Source organism: Luteimonas granuli (assembly GCF_007795095.1).
GTDB classification, from domain to species: domain Bacteria; phylum Pseudomonadota; class Gammaproteobacteria; order Xanthomonadales; family Xanthomonadaceae; genus Luteimonas; species Luteimonas granuli.
In genome coordinates this window covers 77,084-101,593 of the sequence record NZ_CP042218.1, presented here as the reverse complement: position 1 = coordinate 101,593, position 24,510 = coordinate 77,084, and the positions used below count along the sequence as shown (strand labels likewise).

The window sequence follows — 24,510 nt, the reverse complement described above, 5'->3', positions numbered from 1 at the left end:
ATGGCCGACGTCCTTTCCACCGGCACCAGCGCGCTGATCGCCTTCCAGCGCGCCCTGACCACGGTCGGGCACAACGTGGCCAACGTGAATACCGCGGGCTACAGCCGGCAGCGGATCGACTTCGAGGCCCGCTCGCCGGCCGACGTCGGCGTCGGCTACATCGGGCGCGGGACGCAGATCGTCGACATCCGGCGCGTGGTCGACGACCTGGCCAATGCCCGCCTGGTCGACAGCGGCGGCGAACTCGCCCGCCTGCAGCAGCTGTCATCGCTCTCCGGCCGCCTCGACGGCCTGATGTCGGATCCGGCCACCGGCATCGCCGGGCTGTGGTCGGGCTTCTTCGATTCGGTCAGCGCGCTCTCGGCCAATGCCGCGGCCCCTGCCCAGCGCCAGAACATGCTCGGCCAGGCCAATGCCCTCGCCTCGCGCTTCCAGCAGATGCAGGGCCAGTTCGACCGGCTCTCGCGCGAGGTCGACGGCGGCCTGGTCGCCGGCGCCGATGAAGTCAACCGTCTCGCCGACGGGATCGCGCGACTCAACGCCGAGATCGGCAGGGCCGCGCAGGCCGCCCCGGACCTGCTCGACCGCCGCGACCGGCTGGTCGGCGAGCTGGTGTCCTACGCCGGTGGCAGCACGGTCCAGCAGGACGGCGCCGCGATCAACGTCTTCACCGCCGGCGGCCAGGCGCTGGTCGTGGGCAGCAACGCCTCCACGCTCACCGTCGTGGCCGACCCCTACCGACCCGAGCGCCTGCAGCTCGCACTGCAGGCGCAGGGACAGGCCGTGCGCATCGACGAGCGCGCGCTTGGCGGACGCATCGGCGGCCTGCTCGAGTTCCGCAGCCAGGTGCTCGACCCGGCGCAGGGTGAACTGGGACGCATCGCGCTCGCGCTGGGCCAGGGCTTCAACGCCGGACACGCACAGGGCATGGACCAGTACGGCGCCATGGGCGGGGCGTTCTTCAACCTGCCCGCACCCGCGGCGAACGCACACGCCGGCAACGCCGGCGACGGGCAGCTTTCGGCGTCCGTGGCCGATATCGGGGCGGTGGACGGCCGCAACCTGGTCCTGCAGTGGCGCGACGGCGCCTGGACCGCGCACGACGCCGCCACTGGTGCTGCCGTGACCGTCACCGGGACCGGCGACAGCGCCGACCCGCTGCAGGTCGCCGGCATCGCACTGGTGCTGGCCGGAACTCCAGCCCAGAACGATCGCTTCCTGCTGCAGCCGACCGCGCAGGTGGCCGGCGGCCTGTCGGTGGCCATCACCGACCCGGCGCGGATCGCCGCGGCCTCGCCGCTCAAGGTCGAGGCGCCGCTCGACAATCTCGGCACCGCGCGGCCTTCTCCGGTCCGCATCGATGATGCCGCCGATGCCGGCCTGCTGGTCCCGGCCACCATCGAGTTCCTGGATGGCGACCAGTACACGATCGACGGCAACGGCCCGTATGCGTGGACACCCGGCACTCCCGTCAGCGGCAGCGGCTGGTCGTTCACGCTCGACGGCGTGCCGGCGGCCGGCGACCGCTTCACCGTGGGCCCGGTGGGCGCGGGGTCCAGCGACAACGGCAACGCCAGGCTCCTGGCCGACTTCGACGACCTGCGCACCCTGGACGGCGGCAGCCTGAGCCTGAACGGCGCGATCTCCGGCCTGACCACCTCGGTCGGTTCGGCGGCGCGCCAGTCGGGCTACGCCGCCGAAGCGCAGGGCGTGCTGCACGGCCAGGCCCAGGCCGCGCGCGACGCGGTGTCCGGTGTCAACCTCGACGAGGAGGCCGCCGACATGCTCCGCCTGCAGCAGGCCTACCAGGCGGCTGCGCAGATCATTTCCACGGCCGATACCCTGTTCCAGACCCTGCTGGGAAGCATCCGCCGATGAACCACCGCATCTCCACGCCCGCGCTGTACCAGCAGTCCATCACCACCCTGCAGTCGAAGCAGGCCTCGCTGGCACGGCTGCAGCAGCAACTGACGACGGGCAGCAAGCTGCTCACCGCCAAGGACGATCCCGTGGGCGCCGGCGCCGCGGTGGCACTCGACCGGGCGCTGGCCGAACTCGAGCAGTTCGGTGCCAATGGGGACGTAGTCCGCCATCGCCTTGGCCTGCAGGAGAATGCCCTGACCCAGGCCGGCGACGTCCTGCGGCGGATCAACACCCTCACCGTGCAGGCCAACGGCGGCACGCTGTCGGACAGCGACCGCCGCGACATCGCGATCGAAGTCGCTCGCTTGCGCGACACCCTGCTCGACCTCGCCAACACCCCCGACGGCACCGGCCGCTATCTGTTCGGCGGCACCCGCGACGGCAACCCGCCGTTCGCTGCGGGCGCCGGCGGCGTGGCCTACGCCGGCGACCAGACGCGACGCAGCGTCGAGATCGGGCCGGAGATGTTCGTCGACGACGCCCTGCCCGGCAGCGAGATCTTCATGCGCGTGCGCGTGGGCGACGGCCGGATCGACGCCGCCGCCGACCCCGCCAACGCCGGCAGCGGCGTGGTGACCGGCGCCAGCGTGACCGACTCCACCGCCTGGAGCGGCGTCGGCCACCGCATCGTGTTCGCCGCCGGCGGCGCGTACTCCATCGAGGACGCGGCCGGTACCGTGCTGGGCGGCGGCCTCCATGCACCGGGCGAAGCGATCGACTTCGGCGGAACGCGCCTGGTGCTCAGCGGCACGCCCGCCGACGGCGACACGTTCTCGATCGCGCCCGCCGGCACCCGGGACGTGTTCGCCACCATCGACGGTCTGCTCGATGCGCTGGGCATGGATCCGACCACCGATGCGCAGCGCACCGTGCAGCAGAACGCGCTGCAGGGCGCCCTGCGCGACATCGCCACCGCGCAGCAGCACTTCATCGACGCGCGCGCCGACGGTGGCTCCCGCCTGGCCGCGCTGGACCAGGCCGACGACCTGCGCGCAGCGCACGGCCTGACCATCGAAAGCACGCTGTCCGGGCTGCGCGACCTGGACTACGCCGAGGCCATCGCCCGCTTCGACCTGGAGAAGGTCGCGCTCGAGGCCGCGCAGCTGAGCTTCATGCAGATGCAGCGGATGTCGCTGTTCAACCTGATCCGCTGAGTCTCCCGCGCCGCGCGCAAGGCGCGGCGGCGGATCACTGGATCGCCGGAATTCAAGCCCTGTCCCTAAAGCCGCTCGGCCCGCTGCCGTTAATGGCATCAGCAGAGGACAGGTCCGCATGAAACGGCAAGCCCCTGCGGAACCACCGGCCAGGTAACGCGCCCGTGCCGGTTCCCAATTCCAGGAGACCAGCATCATGTCCGTCATCAATACCAACACGATTGCACTGAACGCGCAGCGCAACCTGGCCACCAACAGCGCCAGCCTGTCCACCACCATCCAGCGCCTGTCCTCGGGCCTGCGCATCAACAGCGCGAAGGACGACGCCGCCGGCCTCGCGATCTCGCAGCGCTTCACCACCCAGATCCGCGGCATGGACCAGGCCGCCCGCAACGCCAACGACGGCATCTCGCTGGCGCAGACCGCGGAAGGCGCGCTGGGCGAGATCGGCAACAACCTGCAGCGTATCCGCGAGCTGGCCGTGCAGTCGCGCAACGCCACCAACTCCGACTCCGACCGCGCCGCGCTCAACGCCGAAGTCGGCCAGCTGAAGTCCGAGATCCAGCGCGTGGCCGAGCAGACCTCGTTCAACGGTCGCCAGCTCCTCGACGGCAGCTTCATGAACCAGGCCTTCCAGGTCGGCGCCAACCAGGGCCAGGTCATCAACATCGCCCAGATCGCCAACGCCAACATGAGCGAGCTGGGGAGCTGGACCAGCGTGGCGACCTCGGCCGCGGCCAGCGGTGTGGCCGCTACCGGTACCGGTGCCACGCCGGGTACCCCGGGGACGCCCGCCTCCTCCGACTACGATCCGGGCAGCGCCGCGGTTGCCACCACCTCCGGCGCGTCGGGTGCCTGGACCGATGCGGTGTCCGGCGCGGATGGCCAGAACTTCACATTGACCGTTGGTGGCGTCGAGATCCTGAACGTCACGCAGGCCAGCGGTACGACGGAGACGATCGATGCCGCTCGCATCGACGCCGCACTCGGCACCAGCAGTGCCGCGCTCACTGCCGCTGGAATCACCTTCACGGGGACGGCGGACGCCGGCACGCTGACCTTCTCGAAGGCCGACGGCACTGCGCTCGTGATCGACCAGACTGGCGACTTCGGTACCGCTGGCAGCTTCGCGAACGCTGCCACGTTCGTCGCCAGCCACAGCGGCACCCCGGCCGTCCCGCCGACCGGCACGCCGGCAGTTCCCGCCACCCCCGGTACCCCCGGTACCTTTGGCGCCCTGGTCGGTGACGCACTGACCATCAACGGCACGAACATCGAAGTCGCGGCTTCCGGCAGCGCCTCCGAGCGTGCCAGCGCACTGGTGACCGCGATCAACAACCAGAGCGGAACCACCAAGGTCACGGCCTCGCTGGTCAATGGCAACCTCCGCCTGGAGTCGAGCAGTGGCGACATCGTCATCGCCGGCAGCTCCAGCGACCTCACCGCGCTGACCGGCCTGACCGCCGGCACCACGGCGGGCGGTGCGCTGGCCGGCAGCACGGCGTACGCCGTGGGCAGCGCCCAGGTCGGTTTCGCGGCCCTGGACATCACCAGCACCGAGGGTGCCGACAACGCCATCCTGGCGATGGACGCGGCCCTGGACGCGGTGAACTCCTCGCGCGCCGACCTGGGTGCGATCCAGAACCGCTTCAGCTCGGTCGTGGCCAACCTCCAGACCACCTCGGAGAACCTGACGGCGTCGCGCAGCCGGATCATGGACACCGACTTCGCCAAGGAGACCGCTGAGCTGTCGCGCACGCAGATCCTGCAGCAGGCCGGTACCGCGATGCTGGCGCAGGCCAACCAGATCCCGCAGAACGTCCTCAGCCTCCTGCGCTGAGTCCTGCGGAACACGCCCGGGACGCGAGTCCCGGGCGCGCAACACCGAAAGACCTCCGGCTCGCGCCGGAGGTCTTTTTTGGGTTCTTCTCCCGATCGAGGGGACGCTCCGTTCGAGTCCGGGCCGGCCGCCAGGGGCGCTCCGGTGAAGTCCGGGCCGCCCGCCACGGGCGCTCCGTTCGAGTGCTGGCCGCCCGCCACGGACGCAGGAGGGGATGCCCCGCCGGATTCTCCGCGTCCTGCTCCCAGATCCGGCCGCCGGCCATCCATGGCCGGCTCTGGGCATCCCCCCTGCATCCGCGGCGGGCACGACCTTTGGTCGCGTTCGGGACGAGGGCCACGTCGACGTCCGCGTCGAAACGGGGTGTCATGACCAGGAGCCCGGCTCCGCCGCTCTTGATCTTCCGTCCCGAAGCCAAGAACGTCGGAGCCCGTCCCGCGCACAGGGGGTGTGCGGACAGCCGGCCATGGATGGCCGGCGGCCGGCAGTGGGAGCAGGACGCGGAGACTGCCGGGGGAGCACACCCCCTGTGCGCGGGACGGGCGGCGCGGGCCCCAACGGAGCCGCTCCTGAGCGCGGAACGGGCAGCGCGGACCCCAGCGGAGCCGCTCCTGAGCGCGGAACGGGCAGCGCGGACCCCAACGGAGCCGCTCCTGAGCGCGGGACGGGCAGCGCGGCCCCCAACGAGGCGACTTCAAGGCGCGACGGTGCGGCGCTCAGCCGTTGCCGCTCATCTTCGCGTTCCGCCTGCGCTCGACGTTGAAGATGTGACGCTGGATGGTGGCGTCGGCGCCGCGCGGCAGGTCTTCGAAGCGCAGGCCCGCGCGCAGCTGCCCGGTGCCATCGGCACGCCGGATCGCGACCAGGCTGCGGACCCGCAGGCTGAGCGTGATCGCAGGGGTGTCGGGCAGCTCCAGCGCGCAGCCGGTGTACAGCTGCTCCAGCGCGAAGACCGTCTGCTCGGTCGGCAGCAGCAGGGCGATACCCCCCGCGCTGACGTCGGCCGCGCGCCAGCGCAGGGGCTCCCCACCTGCCGGATCGGGAACGCGGACCCACGGGGCGTCGTCGAGCGAGGTGGTCAACCGGTACAGCTCGCGACGCTGCAGGTGGTGGACTTCGCCTGGCAGCGACGCCATGAAGGCGACGTAGCCGCCCCGTTCCTGCTGCCGCGGCCGCTCGACGCGGAAGCGCAGCTGCACCCGGTCCACCTGTGCGAAGCAGAGCAGGAACCCGGCCCCGGCGGCGCGCCGGTTGAACGCGGCCACGGGACTGCCGTCGAGCACCAGGCTGTCCTCGCCCAGCTCCAGCACCGCGCTGGGGAATGATTGCCCGCACCCGTCCGGGAGGGCGGTGATGGTGGCGCGCTGATCGATCAGCGCCTGCAGCAAGGCGCGGACCTGCCGCGGGTCGCGGACCACATAGCGCTCGTCGGCATGGAGCCCGTCCCCGGACGGCGGCGCTTGCGTCGTTTCATGCACGGTCATGTCTCAGCCATGGTAGCCGTGAAGGCTTAGCGGCGCGGCACGGGGCGTTCTTGAGGTTCCGGAGCGCATGTATTCCGGTCCGCCCGCCGTGCCGCCGGCACCGCGCCGTGCGGGGGCACGCTTCTTGCAGCATCGCGAGGATTCAAGAACCGCGGCCGACGGCCGCTAAACCAGCACGGTCGCGGCGCGCGGCCGCGCCCCGCCGCGACGCGGGCGCGATACGGAGACAGAGGCATGGCGGACTACTCCTTCGGTTACGGCGGCATCGGCTCGGGGCTGGACATCAGCAGCATCGTGAGCCAGCTGGTCGCTGCCGATCGTGCACCCCAGGACGCACGCCTCAACAAGCTCGAGGCCGCCGCGAAGTTCAAGCTGTCGGGCCTCGGCAGCATCACATCGGCCTTCGACGGCCTGAAGACCGCGCTCGATGCGCTGCAGAAGGCCGATGCCCTGGGTGCGCGCTCGGTCAGGACCGTCGGGTCCGGCACGGGTTCCGGCGCCGGCGCCGACGCGCAGGCGGTGACCGCCACGGTCGGCAAGGGCACGCCGGTCGGTCGCTACGAGATCGAGGTGCTCTCGCTTGCCAGCGCCCACAAGCTGGTCGGGGGCGGCGTCGCGGTCGGCACCACCTTCGGTGCGGGCCAGCTGCGCCTGGGAATCGGCGCGGACTTTGTCGACATCGAGGTCAAGGCCGGCGCCACCCTCGCCGACATCCGCAGCGCGATCAACGCCGCGGCTGCCAGCCACGGCGTGCAGGCCGCCCTGCTCACCTCCGACGAAGGCCAGCACCTGTCCATCGCCGGCTCGAAGACGGGTGCGGCCAATGCCATTTCGATCACCGTGGCCGAAGGCGACGGCGAACTGCATTCGCTGATCAGCGGTCTGGAGGAGCGCGCGCCGGCCGCCGATGCCGAGGTCCTGATCGACGGTCTACGGACCACCGCGGACGGCAACAGCATCGCCGACGCGGTGCCGGGCCTGACCCTGAAGCTGCAGAAGTCCGGCACCGCCACCATCGAGGTCAACGCCGATCCCGCCGGCAGCCGGGCCGCGGTCGAGGGCTTCGTCAAGGCCTACAACGCCGCACTCAAGGCCATCAAGGACGTCACCGGCTACAACGCCGAGACGCGGACGCCGTCGGCGCTCACCGGCGACGCGCAGGTGCGCGGCGCGGCCGCCCAGCTGCGCGACGCCATGGGCGGCATGCTCGCCGAGCTCGCCGGACAGGGCTTCGACGGCAGGACCCTGGGCCTGCAGACCCGCGGCTTCCCGAACGCCGACGGCAGCCTGGTGCTGGACGCGGCGAAGTTCGACGCCGCCATGGCCGACAACGCCGCCGGCATCGCCGCCGCCTTCACCGGCGAGAACGGTCTTGCCGCGCGTCTCAAGACCGTGGTCGGCGGCTACGTCGGCAGCGACGGCGCCTTCACGGCGCGCAAGGGCAGCCTCGACGACCAGGTCAAGGACGTTGCCAAGCGGCGCGAAGCGCTCGAGGCCCGCATGGACGCCGTCGCCCGGCGCTACCAGGCGCAGTTCGTGGCCCTCGACTCCCTGATGGCGCAGATGTCCACCACCAGCAACTACCTCGGCCAGCAGCTCAGCATGCTGAGCGCGCAGGCCAAGGCCAAGTAAGCGCGAGGAACCGCCATGATGTCCCGACCCCATGCCGATCAGTACCGCCAGAACCAGCTCGAGGGCGCGGTGATGGACGCCGACCCGCACAAGCTGGTCGCGCTGCTGCTGTCCGGTGCCTGCGCGCGCATCCGCCTGGCGGAGGCCTGCATCGAGCGCGGCGACCACGCCCGCAAGGGCAAGGCCATCGGCGAAGCCTGCGCCATCGTCGGCCACCTCAACGGCTCGCTCGACCACGAGGCAGGCGGCGAGGTCGCCCGCAACCTGTCGGCCCTGTACGACTACGTCTCGCGGCGCCTGACCGAGGCCAACCTCACCAACAGCGGCGACGCGCTGCGCGAGGTCCTGGGCCTGCTGGGCGAAGTGGTCTCGGCCTGGGACGCGATCGCGCCGCAGCAGGGTACGGCCGCCCTCGCGGACACGCGGGCATGAGCGGCGACGCCGGCCTGCCCGGCCTGCACGCCGAGCTGGGCGCGCTCGGCTCCGCGCTCGATGACGATGATCTTGCGGCGGCGGGTGAGGTGATGGCGGCCTACGACCGAAGCCTGCGCCATTACCTCGAGCAGCGCGGCCGGGAAGCGCCGATCGACGCCATCCGCGAGCTGCTGCGGATGCAGAACGACCTGTTGCTGCGCATGGCCTCCCGGCGCCAAGGGATCGCGGGCGAACTGGAGCGCGTGCGCAGGGCCGGGGAAGCCTCGCGCGCCTATGCCGCTGCGGGGGCGGAAGGATGAGCGCGGCCGACGGTATCGGGGTCGCGGCCGAAGAGCGCCTGTTCGGCGACGCACTGAGCTGCGAACTGGACCTGCCGCTGGCGATCGACGCCTCCGACGGCCGCGGCCGCCAGCCGCAGGCGGCCTCCCTGCTCGCCAGCCTCGCCCAGCTCGAAGACCTGCGCAAGGACGACGCCGAGGAACACGGGGATCTGCCCCTGCTCGCCCAGCGCATGGATGCCAAGCTCGACCTGGTCCTCGCCCTGCTCGGCCGGCTGCTCACCCGCGACGAGACCATGCCGGTCCGCCATCTGCGCTGGTCGCGGCACGGCCTGCGCGTCGATCTCGATCCGGCACCGGCGTTCGCCGTGGGTGCCGGAGTGGTGCTGCGGCTGCAGCCCACGGAGTGGCTGCCCGACCATCTCGAACTGCCTGCCAGGGTCCTCGACCTGGCCGGGCGGCCGGGCGGTGCGCGCGTCTGGCTGGGTTTCTCGGACCTGCGCCCTGACCTGAGCGAGGCGATCGACCGCCACCTGTTCCGGCTGCACCGCCGCCAGATCGCCGGGCAGCGCCGGCTCTGAGCAGCGCTTTCGCGTATTCTCGGGTCGGGGAAATCAACGCCGGAGCTGCTGCAGGGTGCGAGTACTGATCGTCGACGACCATACTTTCGTGCGTGCCGGGCTGGTCCGGCTGCTGCAGGGCTTCGACGACGTGCACGTCTGCGGCGACGCCAGCAACGCCGACGAGGCGCTGGCGATGACCCTGATCCATCGCCCCGGGGTCGTGCTGATGGACCTGTCCCTGCCCGGTCGCAGTGGCCTGGACGCCATGGTCGGGATCCTGGCCGAACTGCCGGCCACCCGGGTGCTGATGATGTCGATGCACGACGACCCCCTGCACGTGCGCGCGGCGCTGGAGCGCGGCGCGGCCGGATTCATCGTCAAGGACGCCGCCCCGCTGGAGCTCGAGCTCGCGCTCCGCACCGTCGCCGCCGGCGAAGTCTTCATCAGCCCGCGCCTGTCGTCGCGCATGATGGCTCCGCTGCTGGGGCGCGGAAAGGCACAGGGCGTGGACGCGCTGTCGCCGCGCCAGCGCGAGGTGCTGGCCCTGATCGGCAATGGTCTGGGCAACAAGGAGATCGGCGCCGAACTGGGCATCAGCGTGAAGACCGTGGAAACCCACCGTGCCCGGATGATGGAAGTGCTGGGCTGCCGTCGCGCCAACGAACTTCTGCTCTTGGCCGCACGCCTCGGAAGCCGGCCGGCCTGAAATCCGCCAATGCGACGTCTTTCCGGCGTCCCGCGACGGAATCGTGATCGGTGAATCCCCGACAGGCGTCGGGGCGATCCCTCATGCAACCGGGAACTTCCCGATAGCCCTTCCGTCGCGCCGATTCCACGATACCTCCCGTGCGCCATTCCTCCGGCGCGGACAGGACGGGACAGGATGAAGGCCACCCTCGGCACCTCGATGCGGCTCGGGCAACAGCTCAACCTCACGCCCCAGCTGCTGCAGTCGATCCGCCTGCTGCAGTTCGACGGCCTGCAGCTTGAACAGGAGATCCGCCGCGTCCTCGAGCACAACCCGCTGTTGGAGCTGGAGCAGGAGGAGGAGCCGGCGCCTGGCGAAGAGGCCGATGCGGCGGTCGAGACCGCGGCCTTCGACGAACTGCCCGAGCCGGCGATGTGGGATGTGCCCGGCGGCGGCTGGCAGATCGGCATGGACGACGGCGCGCAGCGCATCGCCGCCACCGCCTCCAGCGATCCGCAGCTGCGCATCCTGCAGCGTGCCGCGCTGGAGCTGCCGGCGGACGAACTCGAGGTCGCCGCGTTCTGGCTCGAACACTGCGACGACGCCGGCTATCTCACTGCGCCGCTGGAAGCGCTGGCCCTGCGCGCGAGCGAGCGCTTCGGTCGCACGGCCGCGCAGGTCGAAAGCGTCCGCCAGCGCCTGCTGGCCGGCGATCCGGCCGGCGTCGCCGCCGTCGATCTGCGCGAGTGCCTGCAGGCCCAGCTGACCGCCCTGCCCGGCCGTGTCGCCGCCCGGCCGCTGGCCGCGCGCATCCTCGAGCATGCGCTGGACCTGCTGGCCGCCCACGACGTCGCCGCCATCGCGCGCCGGCTGGAGCGCGACGAGGCCGACGTCCGCGAGGCCATCGGCCTGGTCCTGTGCCTGGATCCGCGTCCCGCCGAGGCGGACGCGCCCCAGGTCCCGGTCGCAGTGGTCCCCGATGTGGTGGTCTGGCATGCCGACGGCCGCTGGCGGGTCGCGCTCAATCCCGTCACCGCGCCGCGGGTCGGCATCAACGCCGGCTACGAGCGGGCGCTGGCCGGGGCCGGCGGCGCCGATGCGGGCCCCCTGCGTGAACTCCTGCAGGAGGCGCGCTGGTTCAGCCGCGGGCTGTCGATGCGCTACGACACCCTGCTGCGCACCGCCCGCGTCATCGTCGAACGCCAGGCCGCCTTCCTCGAGCGCGGCGAGGAAGCAATGGCCCCGCTGACCCTGAAGGAAGTGGCCGAGGCCATCGGCATGCACGAGTCCTCGGTGTCGCGCATCACCACCGGCAAGTACCTGCAGACGCCCCGCGGCACCATCGAGATGAAGCGTTTCTTCGACGTGCGCCTGGAAGGCGCCAGCGTCTCGGCGACCGCGGTCCGGGCCATGGTCCGCCGCCTGATCGACGCCGAGCCGCCGCAGCGTCCACTCGCCGACGAAGCCATTGCCGCGCTGCTGGCGCGCCAGGGTGTGCACATCGCGCGGCGCACCGTGGCCAAGTACCGGGAACAGCTCGATATCGCTCCGGCGCGCGCGCGCCGGGTGAAGACGTTGCCCACCCTGCTGGCCCGCGCGGGCTGAGGACCTTCCGCAATGGACGCCATGGACACCATCACCGTGCTGCTGGTCGACGACCACGAAGGCTTCATCAACGCCGCGCTGCGCCACTTCCGCCGGGTCGACTGGCTGCGGGTGGTTGGAACCGCGGCCAATGGCCTGGAGGCGATCGAACGCTCCGAGGCGCTGCGTCCGCAGGTCGTGCTGATGGACCTGGCGATGCCCGAGATGGGCGGCCTGCAGGCCGCCCGCCTGATCAAGGCCCAGGACGATCCGCCCTATGTCGTCATCGCCAGCCATTTCGACGACGCCGAGCACCGCGAGCACGCCACCCGCGCCGGCGCCGACAACTTCGTGAGCAAGCTGTCCTACGTCCAGGACGTGATGCAGATCCTGGAGTCCCTGCATGCGGGCGACGCCCGCGGAGGAGAGGCGACGTCGTGAGCGATCCACGCATCCTCGTCATCGACGGTGACGGCCAGCGCGCCGAGCGCCTGTGCACACTGCTCGAGTTCATGGACCTGCGCCCGCGCTGGGTGGCCGAGGCCTCGGACGTACCCCTGGCGCGCCACCGTCCCGGCGACTGGATGGCGATCATCGTCGGCACGGCCAGCGAGGACTCCGGCGCCGCCGCGTTCTTCGGCTGGCTCGGCCAGGCCGGGCTGGCGCCCCCGGTGCTGCTGCTGGACGGCGAGCCGGGGGCCTTCGCCGCCGCGCACGGCCTGCACGAGGCCGGCGTCTGGCCGCTGGACGCGCCGCTGCGCCACGCCCAACTGGAGAACCTGCTGCGCACCGCCAGCCTCAGGCGCATCGACGCCGAGCAGCAGGCGGGCGCCGACCAGGGCGGCGGGCCCACCGGCAGCAGCGCGCCGGTGCAGCGCTTGAACCGCATGATCGACCAGGTCGCGCCGTTCGAGACCACGGTCCTGATCCTGGGCGAGTCCGGCACCGGCAAGGAGGTCGCCGCGCGCGCCATCCACCAGCGCTCCGCGCGCCGCGATGCGCCCTTCGTGGCCATCAACTGCGGCGCGATCCCGGCCGAGCTGATGGAGAGCGAGCTGTTCGGGCATGAGAAGGGCGCGTTCACCGGTGCGCTCTCGGCGCGCAAGGGTCGCTTCGAGATGGCCGAGGGCGGCACCCTGCTGCTCGACGAGATCGGCGACATGAGCCTGCCGATGCAGGTCAAGCTGCTGCGGGTGCTGCAGGAACGCTGCTTCGAGCGCGTCGGCGGCAACCGTTCGATTCCCCTGCGACGTGCGTGTGATCGCCGCCACCCACCGCAACCTCGAGGAGCGCATCGGCGAAGGCCAGTTCCGCGAGGACCTGTTCTATCGCCTCAACGTGTTCCCGATCGAGCTGCCGCCGCTGCGCGAGCGGCGCAGCGACCTGCCGGAACTGGTGCGCACCGTCGCCGCCCAGCTGGCGCGCAACGGCCGCGGCGAGATCCGCTTCGCCGCGGATGCCCTCGACGCCCTGGCCGGCTACGCCTGGCCCGGCAACGTGCGCGAGCTGAGCAACCTGGTCGAACGCCTGGCGGTGCTCAACCCGGGCGGGCTGGTGCGGGTCCAGGACCTGCCGCTGCGCTATCGCGAGCACCTGGTCGTGGTTGCCGCTCCGCCCGGGAAGGGAGCGACCGGGGCCCATGCGTCAGCGGAGGCGGCCGGCTCCGCGCCGGCACCCACGGGCGCCGGCTGCCCGGAAACCGCTGAGGCAGCTGAGGCCGCGGACATCGCGGACATCGCGGCATCGTTGCCCGAGGACGGGCTGGACCTGCGCGACCATCTGGCACAGATCGAACTGCGCCTGATCCGCGAGGCGCTCGAGCGCAGCGAGGGCGTGGTCGCGCACGCCGCGCAACTGCTCGGCCTCCGCCGCACCACGCTGGCCGAGAAGCTGCGCAAGTACGGCATCGACCGCGAACCGGTGGCGGCGCACGGCACCTGACCCCGGAACAGGCCGGACGCCGGGACGCCGGCGCGTGTTCCGGCACAGGGCTTGCATGGTTCCAGCGACTCCCAACCGCCCGCGTTCCGCATGAGCCATTCGGTCGACTCCATCCTCAGCCAGATCCGCAGCTACCAGACCCGCATCGGTCCGGCGCCCGGCGTGGCCGTGGACCTGCCGCGCAGCGATGCGATCCCGGTCGGCGGCGCGGGCCGTGCGGCAGAGACCTCACCGGGCTTCGGTGCGACCCTGCGCAGCGCGCTGGAAGGCGTGAACGCCGCCCAGCAGCGCAGCGGCGAACTGGTGAAGGCCTTCGAGCTGGGCGAGCCCGGCGCCGACCTCGCCCGGGTCATGGTCGCCGCGCAGCAGTCGCAGGTGGCGTTCCGCGCCACCGTGGAAGTACGCAACCGTCTGGTACAGGCGTACCAGGACGTCATGAACATGCCGCTCTAACGGCCCCCGGAGAAATCGGACGCCATGGCGATCACGCTGTCCAAGGATGCATTCAAGACCGACAAGGCCGGCGAGAAGGCCGTCGAGGTGCTGGCCCGCCTGCAGGACATGCAGCTCGCCCGGCGCCTGGGCAGGATGCTGCTGCTCGCAGCCGCGATCGCGATCGGCCTGACCGTCTTCTTCTGGTCGCAGAAGCCCGGCCATGTGCCGCTGTACGCCGGCCTCGATGCCAGGGCCACCGCCGAGGCCACCGATCTGCTGCGGACGGCCCAGATCCCCTTCACCATCGACCAGGCCACCGGCACGATCTCGGTGCCCGAGGACCACATCCACGATGCGCGGCTCAAGCTGGCCGGCTCGGGCCTGACCGAATCAGGCCGCCTGGGCTTCGAGCTGATGGAGCGCGACCCCGGCTTCGGCGTCAGCCAGTTCGTCGAGACCGCGCGCTACCAGCACGCGCTGGAAACCGAGCTGGTGCGCACCATCAGCGCCCTGCGCCCGGTGCGCGACGCGCGCGTGCACCTGGCCATCCCCAAGCCCAGCGCCTTCACCCGCCAGCGCGAGGCGGCCAGCGCTTCGGTGGTGCTGGAGCTGCGCGGCGGCGCCACGCTCGAGCGCGGCCAGGTGGACGCCATCGTGCACCTCGTCGCCTCCAGCATCCCCGACCTGGCGCCGGAGCGGGTCACCGTGGTCGACCAGAGCGGTCGCCTGCTCAGCAGCGACAACCGCGACCCGGGCGCCAACCTCAGCACCCTGCAGTTCGAACAGGTGCGGCGCCAGGAAACCTCGTACAACCAGCGCATCCGCGAGCTGCTCGAGCCGATGACCGGCAGCGGCCGGGTCAGCGCCGAGGTGACCGTCGACATGGACTTCTCGGTCAGCGAGGAAGCGCGCGAGCTCTACAACGCCGAGCCGCCCAAGCTGCGCAGCGAACAGACCAGCGAGAACAGCGTGGCCGCCGCCGGCCCGCAGGGCATCCCCGGGGTCACCAGCAACCTGCCCGACACCGCCGGTGATGCGGCCGCGGCCGGGGCGGCGGATGCCGTCGCCGCCGGCCGCGCGCCGACGGAAGGCAACCGCAGCGCCACCCGCAACTACGAGCTCGACCGGACCCTGCAGCACACTCGCCAGCCGCCCGGCCGGATCCGCCGCGTGACCGCCGCGGTGCTGGTCGACCACGTGCCCCGCGCCGGTAGCGACGGCGAACCCGCACTGCAGCCCCTGGACGAGGCCGAACTCCAGCGGGTGGAAGCGCTGGTGCGCCAGGCGATCGGCTTCGACGAGGCCCGCGGCGACATGGTCTCGGTCATGAACGCGCCTTTCATCCGCGAGACCGTCGAACCGGCCGCTCCGCCGCCCTGGTGGGAGCGGCCGCAGCTGCGCGACGTCGCGCGCCTCCTGGCAGGCGCCCTGGTCGTGCTGGCCCTGCTGTTCGGCGTGGTGCGGCCGGCGGTGCGGCAGATCGCCGCGCCCGAGCCGCGGCGCCGGGCCGCGACCCTGGAAGTGGCCGAGGCCACGCTGGTGCAGGGCGACGGCCCCACGCTCGCCGAGGACAGCGCGCGGATCTCGCCCAGGGCGCCGATCGCGCTGGCGTCGGACCACTACGAGGACCAGATGCGCCAGGCCCGCGAGGCGGTGAAGGAGGATTCCAAGCGCGTGGCCCAGGTGGTCAAGGGATGGCTGAGCGATGAAGCAGCGAACGCCTGAGGTCCGCGAACTGAGCGGCGTCGAGCGCTCGGCGGTCCTGCTGCTGTCGCTGGGCGAGGCCGACGCCGCCGAGGTGCTCAAGCACATGGGCGCCAAGGAAGTGCAGAAGCTCGGCCTGGCGATGGCGACCATGGGCGCCGTCAGTCGCGAGCAGGTGCTCAACGTGATGGGCGAGTTCCAGGGGGCCCTCGAGCGGCAGACCTCGCTCGGCGTCGGCGCCGACGACTACATCCGCGCCGTGCTCGAGCAGGCGCTGGGCGCGGACAAGGCCGGCAGCCTGATCGACCGCATCCTGCTGGGCCGCAACACCAGCGGCCTGGACACGCTGAAGTGGATGGATCCGCGCGCGATCGCCGACCTGGTCCGCAACGAGCACCCGCAGATCATCGCCATCGTGCTGTCCCACCTCGATTCCGACCATGCCGCCGAGACCCTGAAGCTGCTTCCCGAGCGCACCCGCGCCGACGTCCTGCTGCGGATCGCGACCCTCGACGGCATCCCGCCCAACGCGCTCAACGAGCTCAACGAGATCATGGAGCGGCAGTTCGCCGGCAACCAGAACCTCAAGTCCTCCGCGATCGGCGGGGTCAAGGTGGCCGCGAACATCCTGAACTTCATGGACTCCGGGCAGGACCAGAGCCTGATCGGTGCCATCCGCAGCGTCGACGACCAGCTCGGCCAGCGCATCCAGGAGCTGATGTTCGTCTTCGACGACCTGATCGACCTCGACGACCGCGAGATGCAGACGCTGCTGCGCGAGGTGTCGAACGATCGTCTCGGCGTCGCCCTGCGCGGCGCCGACCCGCGGGTGCGCGAGAAGATCACCCGCAACATGTCGCAGCGCGCGGCCGAAATGCTGGTGGAGGACATGGAGGCCCGCGGCCCGGTCCGTCTGTCCGACGTCGAGGCGGCGCAGAAGGAGATCCTGGCCATCGTGCGCAGGCTGGCCGATGAGGGCAGCATCGCCCTCAAGGGCTCCGGCAGCGAGGAGCTGGTATGAGCGTCGCCGTGCGCTGGCAGGCTCCGCCGCTCGACATGGACGGGGAACGCCCCGGCGTCGAGGCCGGAACCTTGCCGCGCCCGCCCTCGCTGGAGGAGATCCAGCAGATCCGCGACGCGGCCCGGCGCGAAGGCTGGGCCGAAGGCCACGCCGAGGGCTTCGCCCACGGCCAGAGCGAAGTCCGCCGGCTGGTGGCGCAGATCGAGGGCATCCTCGACAACTTCTCGCAGCCGCTGGCACGGCTGGAAAGCGAGGTCGTGGAGGCGCTGGCCGACCTGGCCGTCCGCGTGGCGGGCGGACTGGTCGGACGTGCCTACCAGGCCGACCCCACCCTGCTCGCCGACCTCGTGGCCGAAGCGGTGGACGCGGTCGGTGGTGCGGGCCGCGACGTCGAGGTGCGCCTGCACCCCGACGACATCGCCGCACTCACCCCGCTGCTGTCGCTGATGCCGGTGACCCGGCTGACGGCCGATCCGGCGCTGGCGCGCGGCGACCTGCGCGTACACGCCGAGGCCGTACGCATCGACGGCAGCCTGGATGCGCGCCTGCGCGGCGCCTTCGAAGGCCTGCTGCAGCGCATCGGAGACCGGACGTGAGCGCCTCGACGGCCCGGCCCGCGACCTCCGGCAGCGCCGACCCGGCGGACTGGCTGGCCGCGCGCAACCTGCGCCTGGCTGCGCGCCTGGGTCACGCCGCCCCGCACGAGGGCGTCGGCCGCGGCCTCATCCGCGAGGGCGTGCTGCGGCGCGCGGTCGGCCTGACCCTTGAGGCCGTGGGCTGCGAAGCGCCGCTGGGCGCGACCTGCAAGGTCGAGGTCGCCGATGGCGGCTGGGTGGACGCCGAAGTCGTCGGCTTCGCCGGCGAGCGCACCTACCTGATGCCCAGCGCCGAACTGCACGGTCTGCTGCCGAACGCGCGGGTGGTGCCGCTGCGCCGGCGCGGCCGGGTCGAGGTCGGCGAAGGCCTGCTCGGCCGCGTGATCGACAGCGACGGCGTGCCGCTCGACGGCAAGGGTCCGATCCGCGCCGAGGGCAGCGTCGGCATGGCTGGTGCCTCGATCAACCCGCTCGCGCGAGAACCGATCACCCGTCCGCTGGACGTCGGCGTGCGCGCGATCAACGCACTCCTGCCCATCGGCCGCGGCCAGCGCGTCGGCCTGTTCGCGGGTTCCGGCGTCGGCAAGTCGACCCTGCTGGGGATGATGACCCGCTTCACCGCGGCCGACGTGATCGTGGTCGGACTGATCGGCGAGCGCGGCCGCGAAGTGCGCGATTTCGTCGAGAGCACCCTGGGCAAGGAGGGCCTGCGGCGCGCGGTGGTGGTGGCCGCGCCGGCCGACCGGCCGCCGCTGGCGCGCCTGCAGGGCGCCTACCGCGCCACCGCCATCGCCGAGTGGTTCCGCGACCAGGGCCTGAACGTGCTGCTGCTGATGGACTCGCTGACCCGCTTCGCCCAGGCCCAGCGCGAGATCGGCCTGTCGGTGGGCGAGCCGCCCACCACCCGCGGCTATCCACCATCGGTGTTCGCACGCCTGCCGGCCCTGGTCGAGCGCGCCGGCAACGGCGCCGCCGGCCGCGGTTCGATCACCGCCTTCTACACCGTGCTGACCGAGGGCGACGACCCGCAGGATCCGATCGCCGACGCGGCGCGCGCGATCCTGGACGGCCACATCCTGCTCTCGCGCCGGATCGCCGACGCCGGCCTGTATCCCGCGATCGACGTCGAATCCTCGGTCAGCCGCGTGGTCACCGAAATCGCCGACGCCGACTGGCGCGCGCGCATCCGCGCGCTCAAGCGCCTGGTCTCGGCCTACAACGCCAATCGCGACCTGATCGCCATCGGCGCCTACCAGCGGGGCAGCGACGCCGTGGTGGACGAGGCCCTGGCGCGCTGGCCGGAGATCGTCGCCTTCCTGGGGCAGGACGTCGCCGATGCCGCCGACCTGGACCACAGCCGCCAGGCCCTGTTGCGCCTGCTGAACACCGAAGAGGTCACCGCATGAACCAGTCCCGCCGCATCGACCCCTTGCTCAGCCGAGCGCAGGACCGCGAGGATCAGGCCGCGCGCGAACTCGCCCAGCGCCAGCGCGCCCTCGAGCAGCACGAATCCCGGCTGGCCGAACTGCGGCGCTACGCCGAGGAGTACGCCGGCAGCCAGCTCGCCGCCACCAGCCCCGCCCAACTCGCCAACCGGCGCGCTTTCCTCGAGCGCCTGCAGAGCGCGGTCGAGCAGCAGAGCCGCACCGTCGACAGCAACCGCCAGACGGTCGAGATCGAGCGCGGCCGCCTGCTCCTGGCCAGCCGCGACAAGCAGGTGCTGGAGCAGCTGGCCGCCAGCTACCGGGCCCAGGAGCGCACGATCGACGAGCGCCGTTCGCAGCGCGAGATGGACGACCTGGGCGCGCGCCGCGTCCGCCTCGCCGCGCTCGCGGCGGGTGAGCTGTGAACATGGCGCCGCTCACGGGCGCCCTGCCCGCGCGCGCTCCCGACGCTGCGGCGCCGGGCGCCGGCGGAGCTCCGCATGCGACCGAAGGCGGTGGATTCGCCCTCGCGCTCGGCGAGGTCGCGCGCGTGGCCGGGGACCCGGCCCCGGGTTCCGGGGTCGGCACGGAGCCCGCTGCCTGGCCGGGCGCCGGAATCCTGGAATCCCTCGAGGACATGCACGCCCTTCCGTCCGCCGAAGCCGCTGCGCTGGCCGCAGGGCAGGGTTCGTCCGGCGCCGCCAACGTGAAGGACGCCGAGGCCGCAACCTCCGAAGCCGACGAGGCCCCGTGGCCGCCGACGGGACTCGCCGGCCTGTTCGCGCCCGCCGCCGCCGGCGACATCCACGCGCCACCTGTGGACGACGGCCAGGCGACAGCGGCCGCCCTGCGCCCGCGCGGCGCGGTGCCGGTCCCGTCCCCTGTCGTATCCGCAGGGATGCCGTCTGTATCTGCCACTGGCGCCAGCGTTTCCGGCGGCGTCTCCCCGGAGTCCGCTGTCCCGCCCGCCATGGCCGCGGCCGAGGCGCTGGCGTCCGCCAGCGGTGGCGATACGTCCACGGCCGCGGACGGCATCGAGCACGCCCCCCGGCCTTCAGCCTGCCGCCCCTGCCCGCGCCGGCGGCGCTGCGCGAAGCCGCCTCGCTGCTGGCGGCGCCGGGGCCCACGCCGGAGGTGCGCTCACAGGACTTCAGCGAGCGGTTCGGCGCGCAGCTGCAGTGGATGGCGGACCAGAACATCGGCCACGCCCGGATCCGGGTCTCGCCGCAGGAACTCGGTCCGGTGGAAGTGCTCCTGCGCCTGGACGGCGACCGCATCTCGGCGGACTTCATCAGTGGCCACGCCGAAACCCGGCAGGCGCTGGAGCAGGGCCTGCCGCGCCTGCGCGACCTGCTGGGCGAGCACGGCTTCCAGCTGGCGCACGCCGGCGTCGGCGGCGACGCCCCGGCGTCGCAGGAGCACACCGGGCGCCCCGGCGGCGATGCCTTCGGCGACGCCGCCGATGCCTCCATCGCGCCGGTATCCGCGCACGACGCGGCACCCGTGTGGGTTTCGCGCGGACTCCTCGACGCCTACGCCTGACCGCGCCGGATTTCCGGCGCGCGAACGGCACGAGGGTTGCATGAAGGGGACAGGATCCCAACCGGTAAGCAATGTGGCCCCCGCTGAAGAACGTCCCCGCAAACGCAAGATCGGCCGCCTCGTCCTCGCCGCCGTCCTCGCCCTCGTCATCGTCGGCGGCGGTGGCCTGGCCTGGTACATGTTCACGGGCCAGCAGGACCCGGCGGAGTCGCTGCCGCCGAAGGCCGACTACCTGGCCCTGTCACCAGCGTTCGTGGTGAACCTCGAGGAGTCGTCAGGCGGCCCGCGCTACCTGCAGGTCGAGGTGCAGCTGGTCACCCGCGACCCCGCGGCCACCGCACAGCTGCAGCATCATGCCCCGGCCCTGCGCGCACGCCTGTTGATGCTGTTCGCGCAGCAGACCCGCGAGGCCCTCTCCAGCCGCGAAGGCAAGGAGGCGCTGCAGGCGCGGGCCCTGGAGGAAGTGCGCGCCCTGATGGTCGCCGAAACCGGGCAGCCGCAGGCCGACGCGCTGTTGTTCACCAGCTTCGTGACCCAGTGAGACAGCCCCGATGAGCGGCAGCGACCTGCTTTCCCAGGACGAGATCGACGCCCTGCTCCACGGCGTCGATTCCGGCGCCGTGGACACCGAGCCGCTGGCGTCCCCGGACGAGGCGCGCAGCTATGACCTCGCCAGCCAGGACCGGATCATCCGCGGGCGCATGCCCACCCTCGAGATGGTCAACGAACGTTTCATCCGGCTCTGGCGGATCGGCCTGTTCAACCTGATCCGGCGTTCGGCCGATCTCTCGGTGCGCGGCATCGAACTGGTGAAGTTCAGCGAGTACATGCATTCGCTGTATGTCCCCACCAATCTGAACCTGATCCGCTTCAAGCCCCTGCGCGGCACCGGCCTGATCGTGTTCGAGCCCAGGCTGGTGTTCTCGGTGGTGGACAACTTCTTCGGCGGCGACGGCCGCTATCCCACGCGCATCGAAGGCCGCGAGTTCACCGCCACCGAGATGCGGGTGATCCAGCTGATGCTGAAGCAGACCTTCGCCGACCTCGCCGAGGCCTGGGCGCCGGTGCTCGACATCGACTGCGAATACCTGAACTCCGAGATCAACCCGCACTTCGCAAACATCGTCACGCCGCGCGAGTACGTGGTGGTCAGCCGCTTCCACGTCGAGCTCGAGGGCGGCGGCGGCGAGATCCACGTGACCCTGCCCTACTCGATGCTCGAGCCGATCCGCGAGCTGCTCGACGCCGGCATCCAGAGCGACCGCATCGACCGCGACGAGAGCTGGCAGGTGCTGATGCGCGAGCAGCTGATGTCCGCCGAGGTGACGGTGTCGAGCGTGCTGGCGAAGCGCAGCATCGACCTGCGACAGCTCACCCGGCTCAAGGTCGGCGACGTGCTGCCCATCGACCTGCCGCCCGAAATCCCGGTCTGCATCGAAGGCATCCCGGTCTTCACCGGCCGCTTCGGCACCGCCAACGGCGGCAACGTGGTGAAGATCACCGCCACCCACCCCCCCGGAAGCCCTCCGCTCCGACAACCCGATCCCCAGGACGCGCCCGCATGAACACCCAGGATCCCCAGGCCGCCGCGGCCACCGAACCGACTCCGGCGCAGTTCGACCAGCTGCAGCCCGAGCTCGGCGGCGACGGCACCGACCTCAACCTCGACGTCATCCTCGACGTGCCGGTCTCGCTCTCGCTCGAGGTCGGACGCACGCGCATGCCGATCCGCAACCTGCTGCAGCTCAACCGCGGCTCGGTGATCGAGCTCGAGCGCGGCGCCGGCGAGCCCTTGGACGTCTACGTCAACGGCACCCTGATCGCGCACGGCGAGGTGGTGGTGATCAACGACCGCTTCGGCGTACGCCTCACCGACGTGGTCAGCCCCAGCGAGCGGATCCGGAGACTGCGTTGATCCCGGTCGCCGCCAGCGCAGCCGTGCCCGCGGCCATGCAGGCTTCCGCCGTGGCGGCGAACGTCACGGCCGACGCCGTGCAGGTCGGCGCGCATGCGCCCACCACCCCGGGGCTGGGCGGTGCGTTCGTGGCCTTGCTGCTGGTGCTGGGCCTGATCCTGGGCATGGCCTGGCTGCTCAAGCGCCTGCCCGGCGCCGGCCTGCGCCAGGCCGACGGTCTGCGCGTGGTCGCCAGCATCCCGTTGGGCACGAGGGAGCGTGCCGCGGTGGTCCAGGTCGGCAATGAACAGCTGCTGCTCGGCATCGGCGCCGGCGGCGTGCGCACCCTCCACCGCCTGCCGGAGCCCCTGCCACAGGCGGGCACGACCTCCCTGCAGCCGCGCCTGCCCGATTTCCGGCAACTGCTCGCGCAGCGGCTGCGCAAGGCTTCCTGAAATGCGCAGCCGCATCGTCCTCCTGCCGGCCCTCCTGCTGGCCGTCTTCCTGCTGCTGATGCCGGCCCTGGCGGCCGCCCAGCAGCCGCAGCTGCCGTCGTTGCCCGACGTCACGGTGGGCCGGATCGGCGATGCGCCGGTCAGTCTGCCGCTGCAGACCCTGCTGCTGATGACGGCGATCACCCTGATCCCGTCGATGCTGCTGGTGCTGACCGCCTTCACCCGTATCATCGTGGTCCTGGCCCTGCTTCGGCAGGCGCTGGGCACGGGACAGACGCCGTCCAACCAGGTGCTGGTCGGGCTGGCGCTGTTCCTGACCGCGCTGGTGATGACGCCGGTCTGGGAGGCCGCGTGGAGCGCCGGCTTCGGCCCGTGGCTCAGCGGTGAACTGGACTTCCGCAGCGCCTGGGACCTGGGCACGGCGCCGCTGCGCGGCTTCATGCTGGCGCAGGTCCGCGAGACCGACCTGATGACGTTCGCCGGGCTCGCCGGACACGGCGCCTATGCCAGCCCCGACGAGGTGCCGTTCCAGGTCCTGGTGGCCTCCTTCATCACCAGCGAACTCAAGACCGCGTTCGAGATCGGCTTCCTGATCTTCATCCCCTTCATCATCATCGACCTGGTCGTGGCCAGCGTGCTGATGTCGATGGGCATGATGATGCTGTCGCCGATGCTGGTGTCGGCGCCGTTCAAGATCCTGCTGTTCGTGCTGGTCGACGGCTGGGTGCTCGCGGTCGGTACCCTGGCGGCGAGCTTCAACGCCTCGTGAACACGACGATCCCGGCTCTCGAATGACTCCCGAACTCGCCCTGACCGAACTGCGCCGCGGCCTCGAGGTCGCGCTGTGGGTCGGCGGCCCGCTGCTGGTGACCGTGCTCGTGGTCGGCGTGGTGGTCGGCGTGCTGCAGGCCGCCACCCAGATCAACGAACCCACCATCGCCTTCGTCGCCAAGGCGGCGGCTCTGACCGCTGCGCTGTTCGCCCTGGGCGCCTTCCTGCTGGGCTATCTGGTCGAATACACGACCACGCTGTTCCACCGCATCCCGCACCTGATCGGCTGAGGATGCGGCCCGCCATGCACCGACGCTGATGGACACAGCGACCCGGGTGGTCATCGATGGCCAGCAGGCCTTCGGCATGATCTCGGCCCTGCTCTGGGTCGCACTGCGCGTGGGCGCGCTGCTGATGGCGATGCCGTTGATCGGCACCCGCGCGATTCCCGCGCGCATCCGGGTCATGGCCGCCCTGGCGCTGAGCCTGGCGCTGGCGCCGCTGCTGCCTCCGCCGCCGCCGTGGCAGGGCCTGGACGCGGCGACGGTGCTGTCGGTGGCGCGCGAGCTGGCGGTCGGCGCAGCGATGGGCTTCATGCTGCGCCTGGTGTTCGAGGCCGGCTCGCTGGCCGGCGAACTGATCTCGCAGGGCACCGGCCTGTCCTTCGCGCAGATGAGCGATCCCTTGCGGGGTGTGAACTCGGGCGTGGTCGCGCAGTGGTTCTACCTGGTCTTCGGGCTGCTGTTCTTCGCCGCGAACGGCCACCTGGCGATGGCGGCGCTGCTGGTGCACAGCTACCACGCGCTGCCGATCGGCACCTCGCTGCCGGACCTGCAGGGCACGCTGTCGGTCGCGCACGCCTTCTTCGGGATGGTGCTGCGCGGCGCGGTCACGCTGGCGCTGCCGGTGATGGTGGCCATGCTCGCGGTGAACCTGGCCTTCGGCGTGCTGTCGCGGGCGGCGCCGGCGCTCAACCCGATCCAGCTCGGCCTGCCGGTCTCGGTGCTGCTGGGCCTGTTCCTGATCGCGGTCCTGTCCGGCGAGCTCGGCCCACCGGTGCAGCGGCTGTTCGACGCCGCCTTCGACGCCTCCGCGCGGGTCCCGCTCGGACGCTGACCCGGACTGCCACGCGCGACCGTACGCCGT

At 71.8% G+C, this 24,510-nt stretch carries 25 protein-coding genes and 2 pseudogenes; 26 read left to right on the top strand and 1 reads right to left on the bottom strand.

Going from position 1 to position 24,510, the window contains the following annotated elements; genetic code table 11:
• The 4 genes and pseudogenes from flgK (at position 1) to FPZ22_RS00460 (ending at position 4,917) form a co-directional block, all read left to right on the top strand.
• Positions 1-1,878 (top strand): flagellar hook-associated protein FlgK, encoded by a 1,878-nt coding sequence (gene flgK, locus FPZ22_RS00470; protein WP_144889294.1) that lies wholly within the window; start codon positions 1-3, stop codon positions 1,876-1,878.
• A complete protein-coding gene (flgL, locus tag FPZ22_RS00465) occupies positions 1,875-3,077 on the top strand; it encodes a flagellar hook-associated protein FlgL (RefSeq protein ID WP_144889292.1) in 1,203 nt (400 codons plus the stop codon). The genes flgK and flgL overlap by 4 nt, the downstream gene beginning before the upstream one ends.
• Before the next feature lie 196 nt (positions 3,078-3,273).
• A pseudogene (locus FPZ22_RS14290) lies at positions 3,274-3,792 on the top strand (flagellin N-terminal helical domain-containing protein); the annotation flags it as partial.
• Positions 3,769-4,917: a flagellin gene (locus tag FPZ22_RS00460; RefSeq protein WP_425463024.1), complete on the top strand. Its 1,149-nt coding sequence runs from the start codon at positions 3,769-3,771 to the stop codon at positions 4,915-4,917. The pseudogene FPZ22_RS14290 and the gene FPZ22_RS00460, both read left to right, overlap by 24 nt.
• Positions 4,918-5,633: 716 nt before the next feature.
• Here the strand turns inward: FPZ22_RS00460 and FPZ22_RS00455 are convergent.
• Positions 5,634-6,401 carry a flagellar brake protein gene (locus tag FPZ22_RS00455; protein WP_144889288.1) on the bottom strand — a complete coding sequence of 256 codons (768 nt, stop codon included), beginning with the start codon at positions 6,399-6,401 and terminating at the stop codon, positions 5,634-5,636.
• A 234-nt stretch (positions 6,402-6,635) separates the two neighbouring features.
• Between FPZ22_RS00455 and fliD the strand changes: the two genes are divergently transcribed.
• The 22 genes and pseudogenes from fliD (at position 6,636) to fliR (ending at position 24,480) form a co-directional block, all read left to right on the top strand.
• Positions 6,636-8,033: a flagellar filament capping protein FliD gene (gene fliD, locus FPZ22_RS00450; RefSeq protein WP_144889286.1), complete on the top strand. Its 1,398-nt coding sequence runs from the start codon at positions 6,636-6,638 to the stop codon at positions 8,031-8,033.
• A 15-nt stretch (positions 8,034-8,048) separates the two neighbouring features.
• Positions 8,049-8,465, top strand: a complete 417-nt coding sequence (fliS, locus tag FPZ22_RS00445; protein WP_144889284.1) for a flagellar export chaperone FliS — start codon at positions 8,049-8,051, stop codon at positions 8,463-8,465.
• Positions 8,462-8,767 carry a hypothetical protein gene (locus FPZ22_RS00440; protein WP_144889282.1) on the top strand — a complete coding sequence of 102 codons (306 nt, stop codon included), beginning with the start codon at positions 8,462-8,464 and terminating at the stop codon, positions 8,765-8,767. Before fliS ends, FPZ22_RS00440 begins: the two co-directional genes overlap by 4 nt.
• A complete protein-coding gene (locus tag FPZ22_RS00435) occupies positions 8,764-9,327 on the top strand; it encodes a PilZ domain-containing protein (protein ID WP_144889280.1) in 564 nt (187 codons plus the stop codon). The genes FPZ22_RS00440 and FPZ22_RS00435 overlap by 4 nt, the downstream gene beginning before the upstream one ends.
• 55 nt (positions 9,328-9,382) lie before the next feature.
• The gene (locus tag FPZ22_RS00430) at positions 9,383-10,015 is read left to right on the top strand and encodes a response regulator (protein WP_144889278.1); all 633 of its coding nucleotides are present in this window, start codon (positions 9,383-9,385) and stop codon (positions 10,013-10,015) included.
• Between the two features lie 177 nt (positions 10,016-10,192).
• The gene (gene rpoN, locus FPZ22_RS00425) at positions 10,193-11,602 is read left to right on the top strand and encodes an RNA polymerase factor sigma-54 (protein WP_144889276.1); all 1,410 of its coding nucleotides are present in this window, start codon (positions 10,193-10,195) and stop codon (positions 11,600-11,602) included.
• 21 nt (positions 11,603-11,623) lie between these two features.
• The gene (locus FPZ22_RS00420) at positions 11,624-12,022 is read left to right on the top strand and encodes a response regulator (RefSeq protein ID WP_144889274.1); all 399 of its coding nucleotides are present in this window, start codon (positions 11,624-11,626) and stop codon (positions 12,020-12,022) included.
• Positions 12,019-13,522, top strand: a pseudogene (locus FPZ22_RS00415) (sigma-54 dependent transcriptional regulator). The gene FPZ22_RS00420 and the pseudogene FPZ22_RS00415 overlap by 4 nt, the downstream one beginning before the upstream one ends.
• Positions 13,523-13,612: 90 nt before the next feature.
• A complete protein-coding gene (gene fliE / locus FPZ22_RS00410) occupies positions 13,613-13,975 on the top strand; it encodes a flagellar hook-basal body complex protein FliE (protein WP_144889272.1) in 363 nt (120 codons plus the stop codon).
• 24 nt (positions 13,976-13,999) lie between these two features.
• Complete coding sequence (fliF, locus tag FPZ22_RS00405) at positions 14,000-15,682, top strand: flagellar basal-body MS-ring/collar protein FliF (RefSeq protein ID WP_144889270.1); 1,683 nt, start codon at positions 14,000-14,002, stop codon at positions 15,680-15,682.
• A gap of 10 nt (positions 15,683-15,692) precedes the next feature.
• The gene (gene fliG, locus FPZ22_RS00400; protein WP_246120960.1) at positions 15,693-16,682 is read left to right on the top strand and encodes a flagellar motor switch protein FliG; all 990 of its coding nucleotides are present in this window, start codon (positions 15,693-15,695) and stop codon (positions 16,680-16,682) included.
• 35 nt (positions 16,683-16,717) lie between these two features.
• Complete coding sequence (locus FPZ22_RS00395) at positions 16,718-17,278, top strand: FliH/SctL family protein (protein ID WP_246120959.1); 561 nt, start codon at positions 16,718-16,720, stop codon at positions 17,276-17,278.
• Positions 17,275-18,684: a flagellar protein export ATPase FliI gene (fliI, locus tag FPZ22_RS00390; RefSeq protein ID WP_144889264.1), complete on the top strand. Its 1,410-nt coding sequence runs from the start codon at positions 17,275-17,277 to the stop codon at positions 18,682-18,684. Before FPZ22_RS00395 ends, fliI begins: the two co-directional genes overlap by 4 nt.
• A complete protein-coding gene (fliJ, locus tag FPZ22_RS00385; protein ID WP_144889262.1) occupies positions 18,681-19,127 on the top strand; it encodes a flagellar export protein FliJ in 447 nt (148 codons plus the stop codon). Before fliI ends, fliJ begins: the two co-directional genes overlap by 4 nt.
• Positions 19,128-19,836: 709 nt before the next feature.
• A complete protein-coding gene (locus FPZ22_RS00380) occupies positions 19,837-20,244 on the top strand; it encodes a flagellar hook-length control protein FliK (RefSeq protein WP_144889260.1) in 408 nt (135 codons plus the stop codon).
• Positions 20,245-20,317: 73 nt separating this feature from the next.
• On the top strand, positions 20,318-20,785 hold the full coding sequence (locus FPZ22_RS00375) for a flagellar basal body-associated FliL family protein (protein WP_246120778.1): 468 nt from the start codon (positions 20,318-20,320) through the stop codon (positions 20,783-20,785).
• Positions 20,786-20,795: 10 nt separating this feature from the next.
• Positions 20,796-21,809: a flagellar motor switch protein FliM gene (gene fliM, locus FPZ22_RS00370; RefSeq protein WP_144889256.1), complete on the top strand. Its 1,014-nt coding sequence runs from the start codon at positions 20,796-20,798 to the stop codon at positions 21,807-21,809.
• Positions 21,806-22,159, top strand: coding sequence for a flagellar motor switch protein FliN (fliN, locus tag FPZ22_RS00365; protein WP_144889254.1), 354 nt, complete (start codon positions 21,806-21,808; stop codon positions 22,157-22,159). Before fliM ends, fliN begins: the two co-directional genes overlap by 4 nt.
• A gap of 35 nt (positions 22,160-22,194) precedes the next feature.
• The gene (fliO, locus tag FPZ22_RS00360; protein WP_144893792.1) at positions 22,195-22,593 is read left to right on the top strand and encodes a flagellar biosynthetic protein FliO; all 399 of its coding nucleotides are present in this window, start codon (positions 22,195-22,197) and stop codon (positions 22,591-22,593) included.
• A 1-nt stretch (position 22,594) separates the two neighbouring features.
• Positions 22,595-23,362 (top strand): flagellar type III secretion system pore protein FliP, encoded by a 768-nt coding sequence (gene fliP / locus FPZ22_RS00355; protein ID WP_144889252.1) that lies wholly within the window; start codon positions 22,595-22,597, stop codon positions 23,360-23,362.
• A gap of 22 nt (positions 23,363-23,384) precedes the next feature.
• A complete protein-coding gene (locus tag FPZ22_RS00350; protein WP_144889250.1) occupies positions 23,385-23,654 on the top strand; it encodes a flagellar biosynthetic protein FliQ in 270 nt (89 codons plus the stop codon).
• A 28-nt stretch (positions 23,655-23,682) separates the two neighbouring features.
• On the top strand, positions 23,683-24,480 hold the full coding sequence (gene fliR, locus FPZ22_RS00345; RefSeq protein ID WP_144889248.1) for a flagellar biosynthetic protein FliR: 798 nt from the start codon (positions 23,683-23,685) through the stop codon (positions 24,478-24,480).
• Positions 24,481-24,510: the final 30 nt, after the last annotated feature.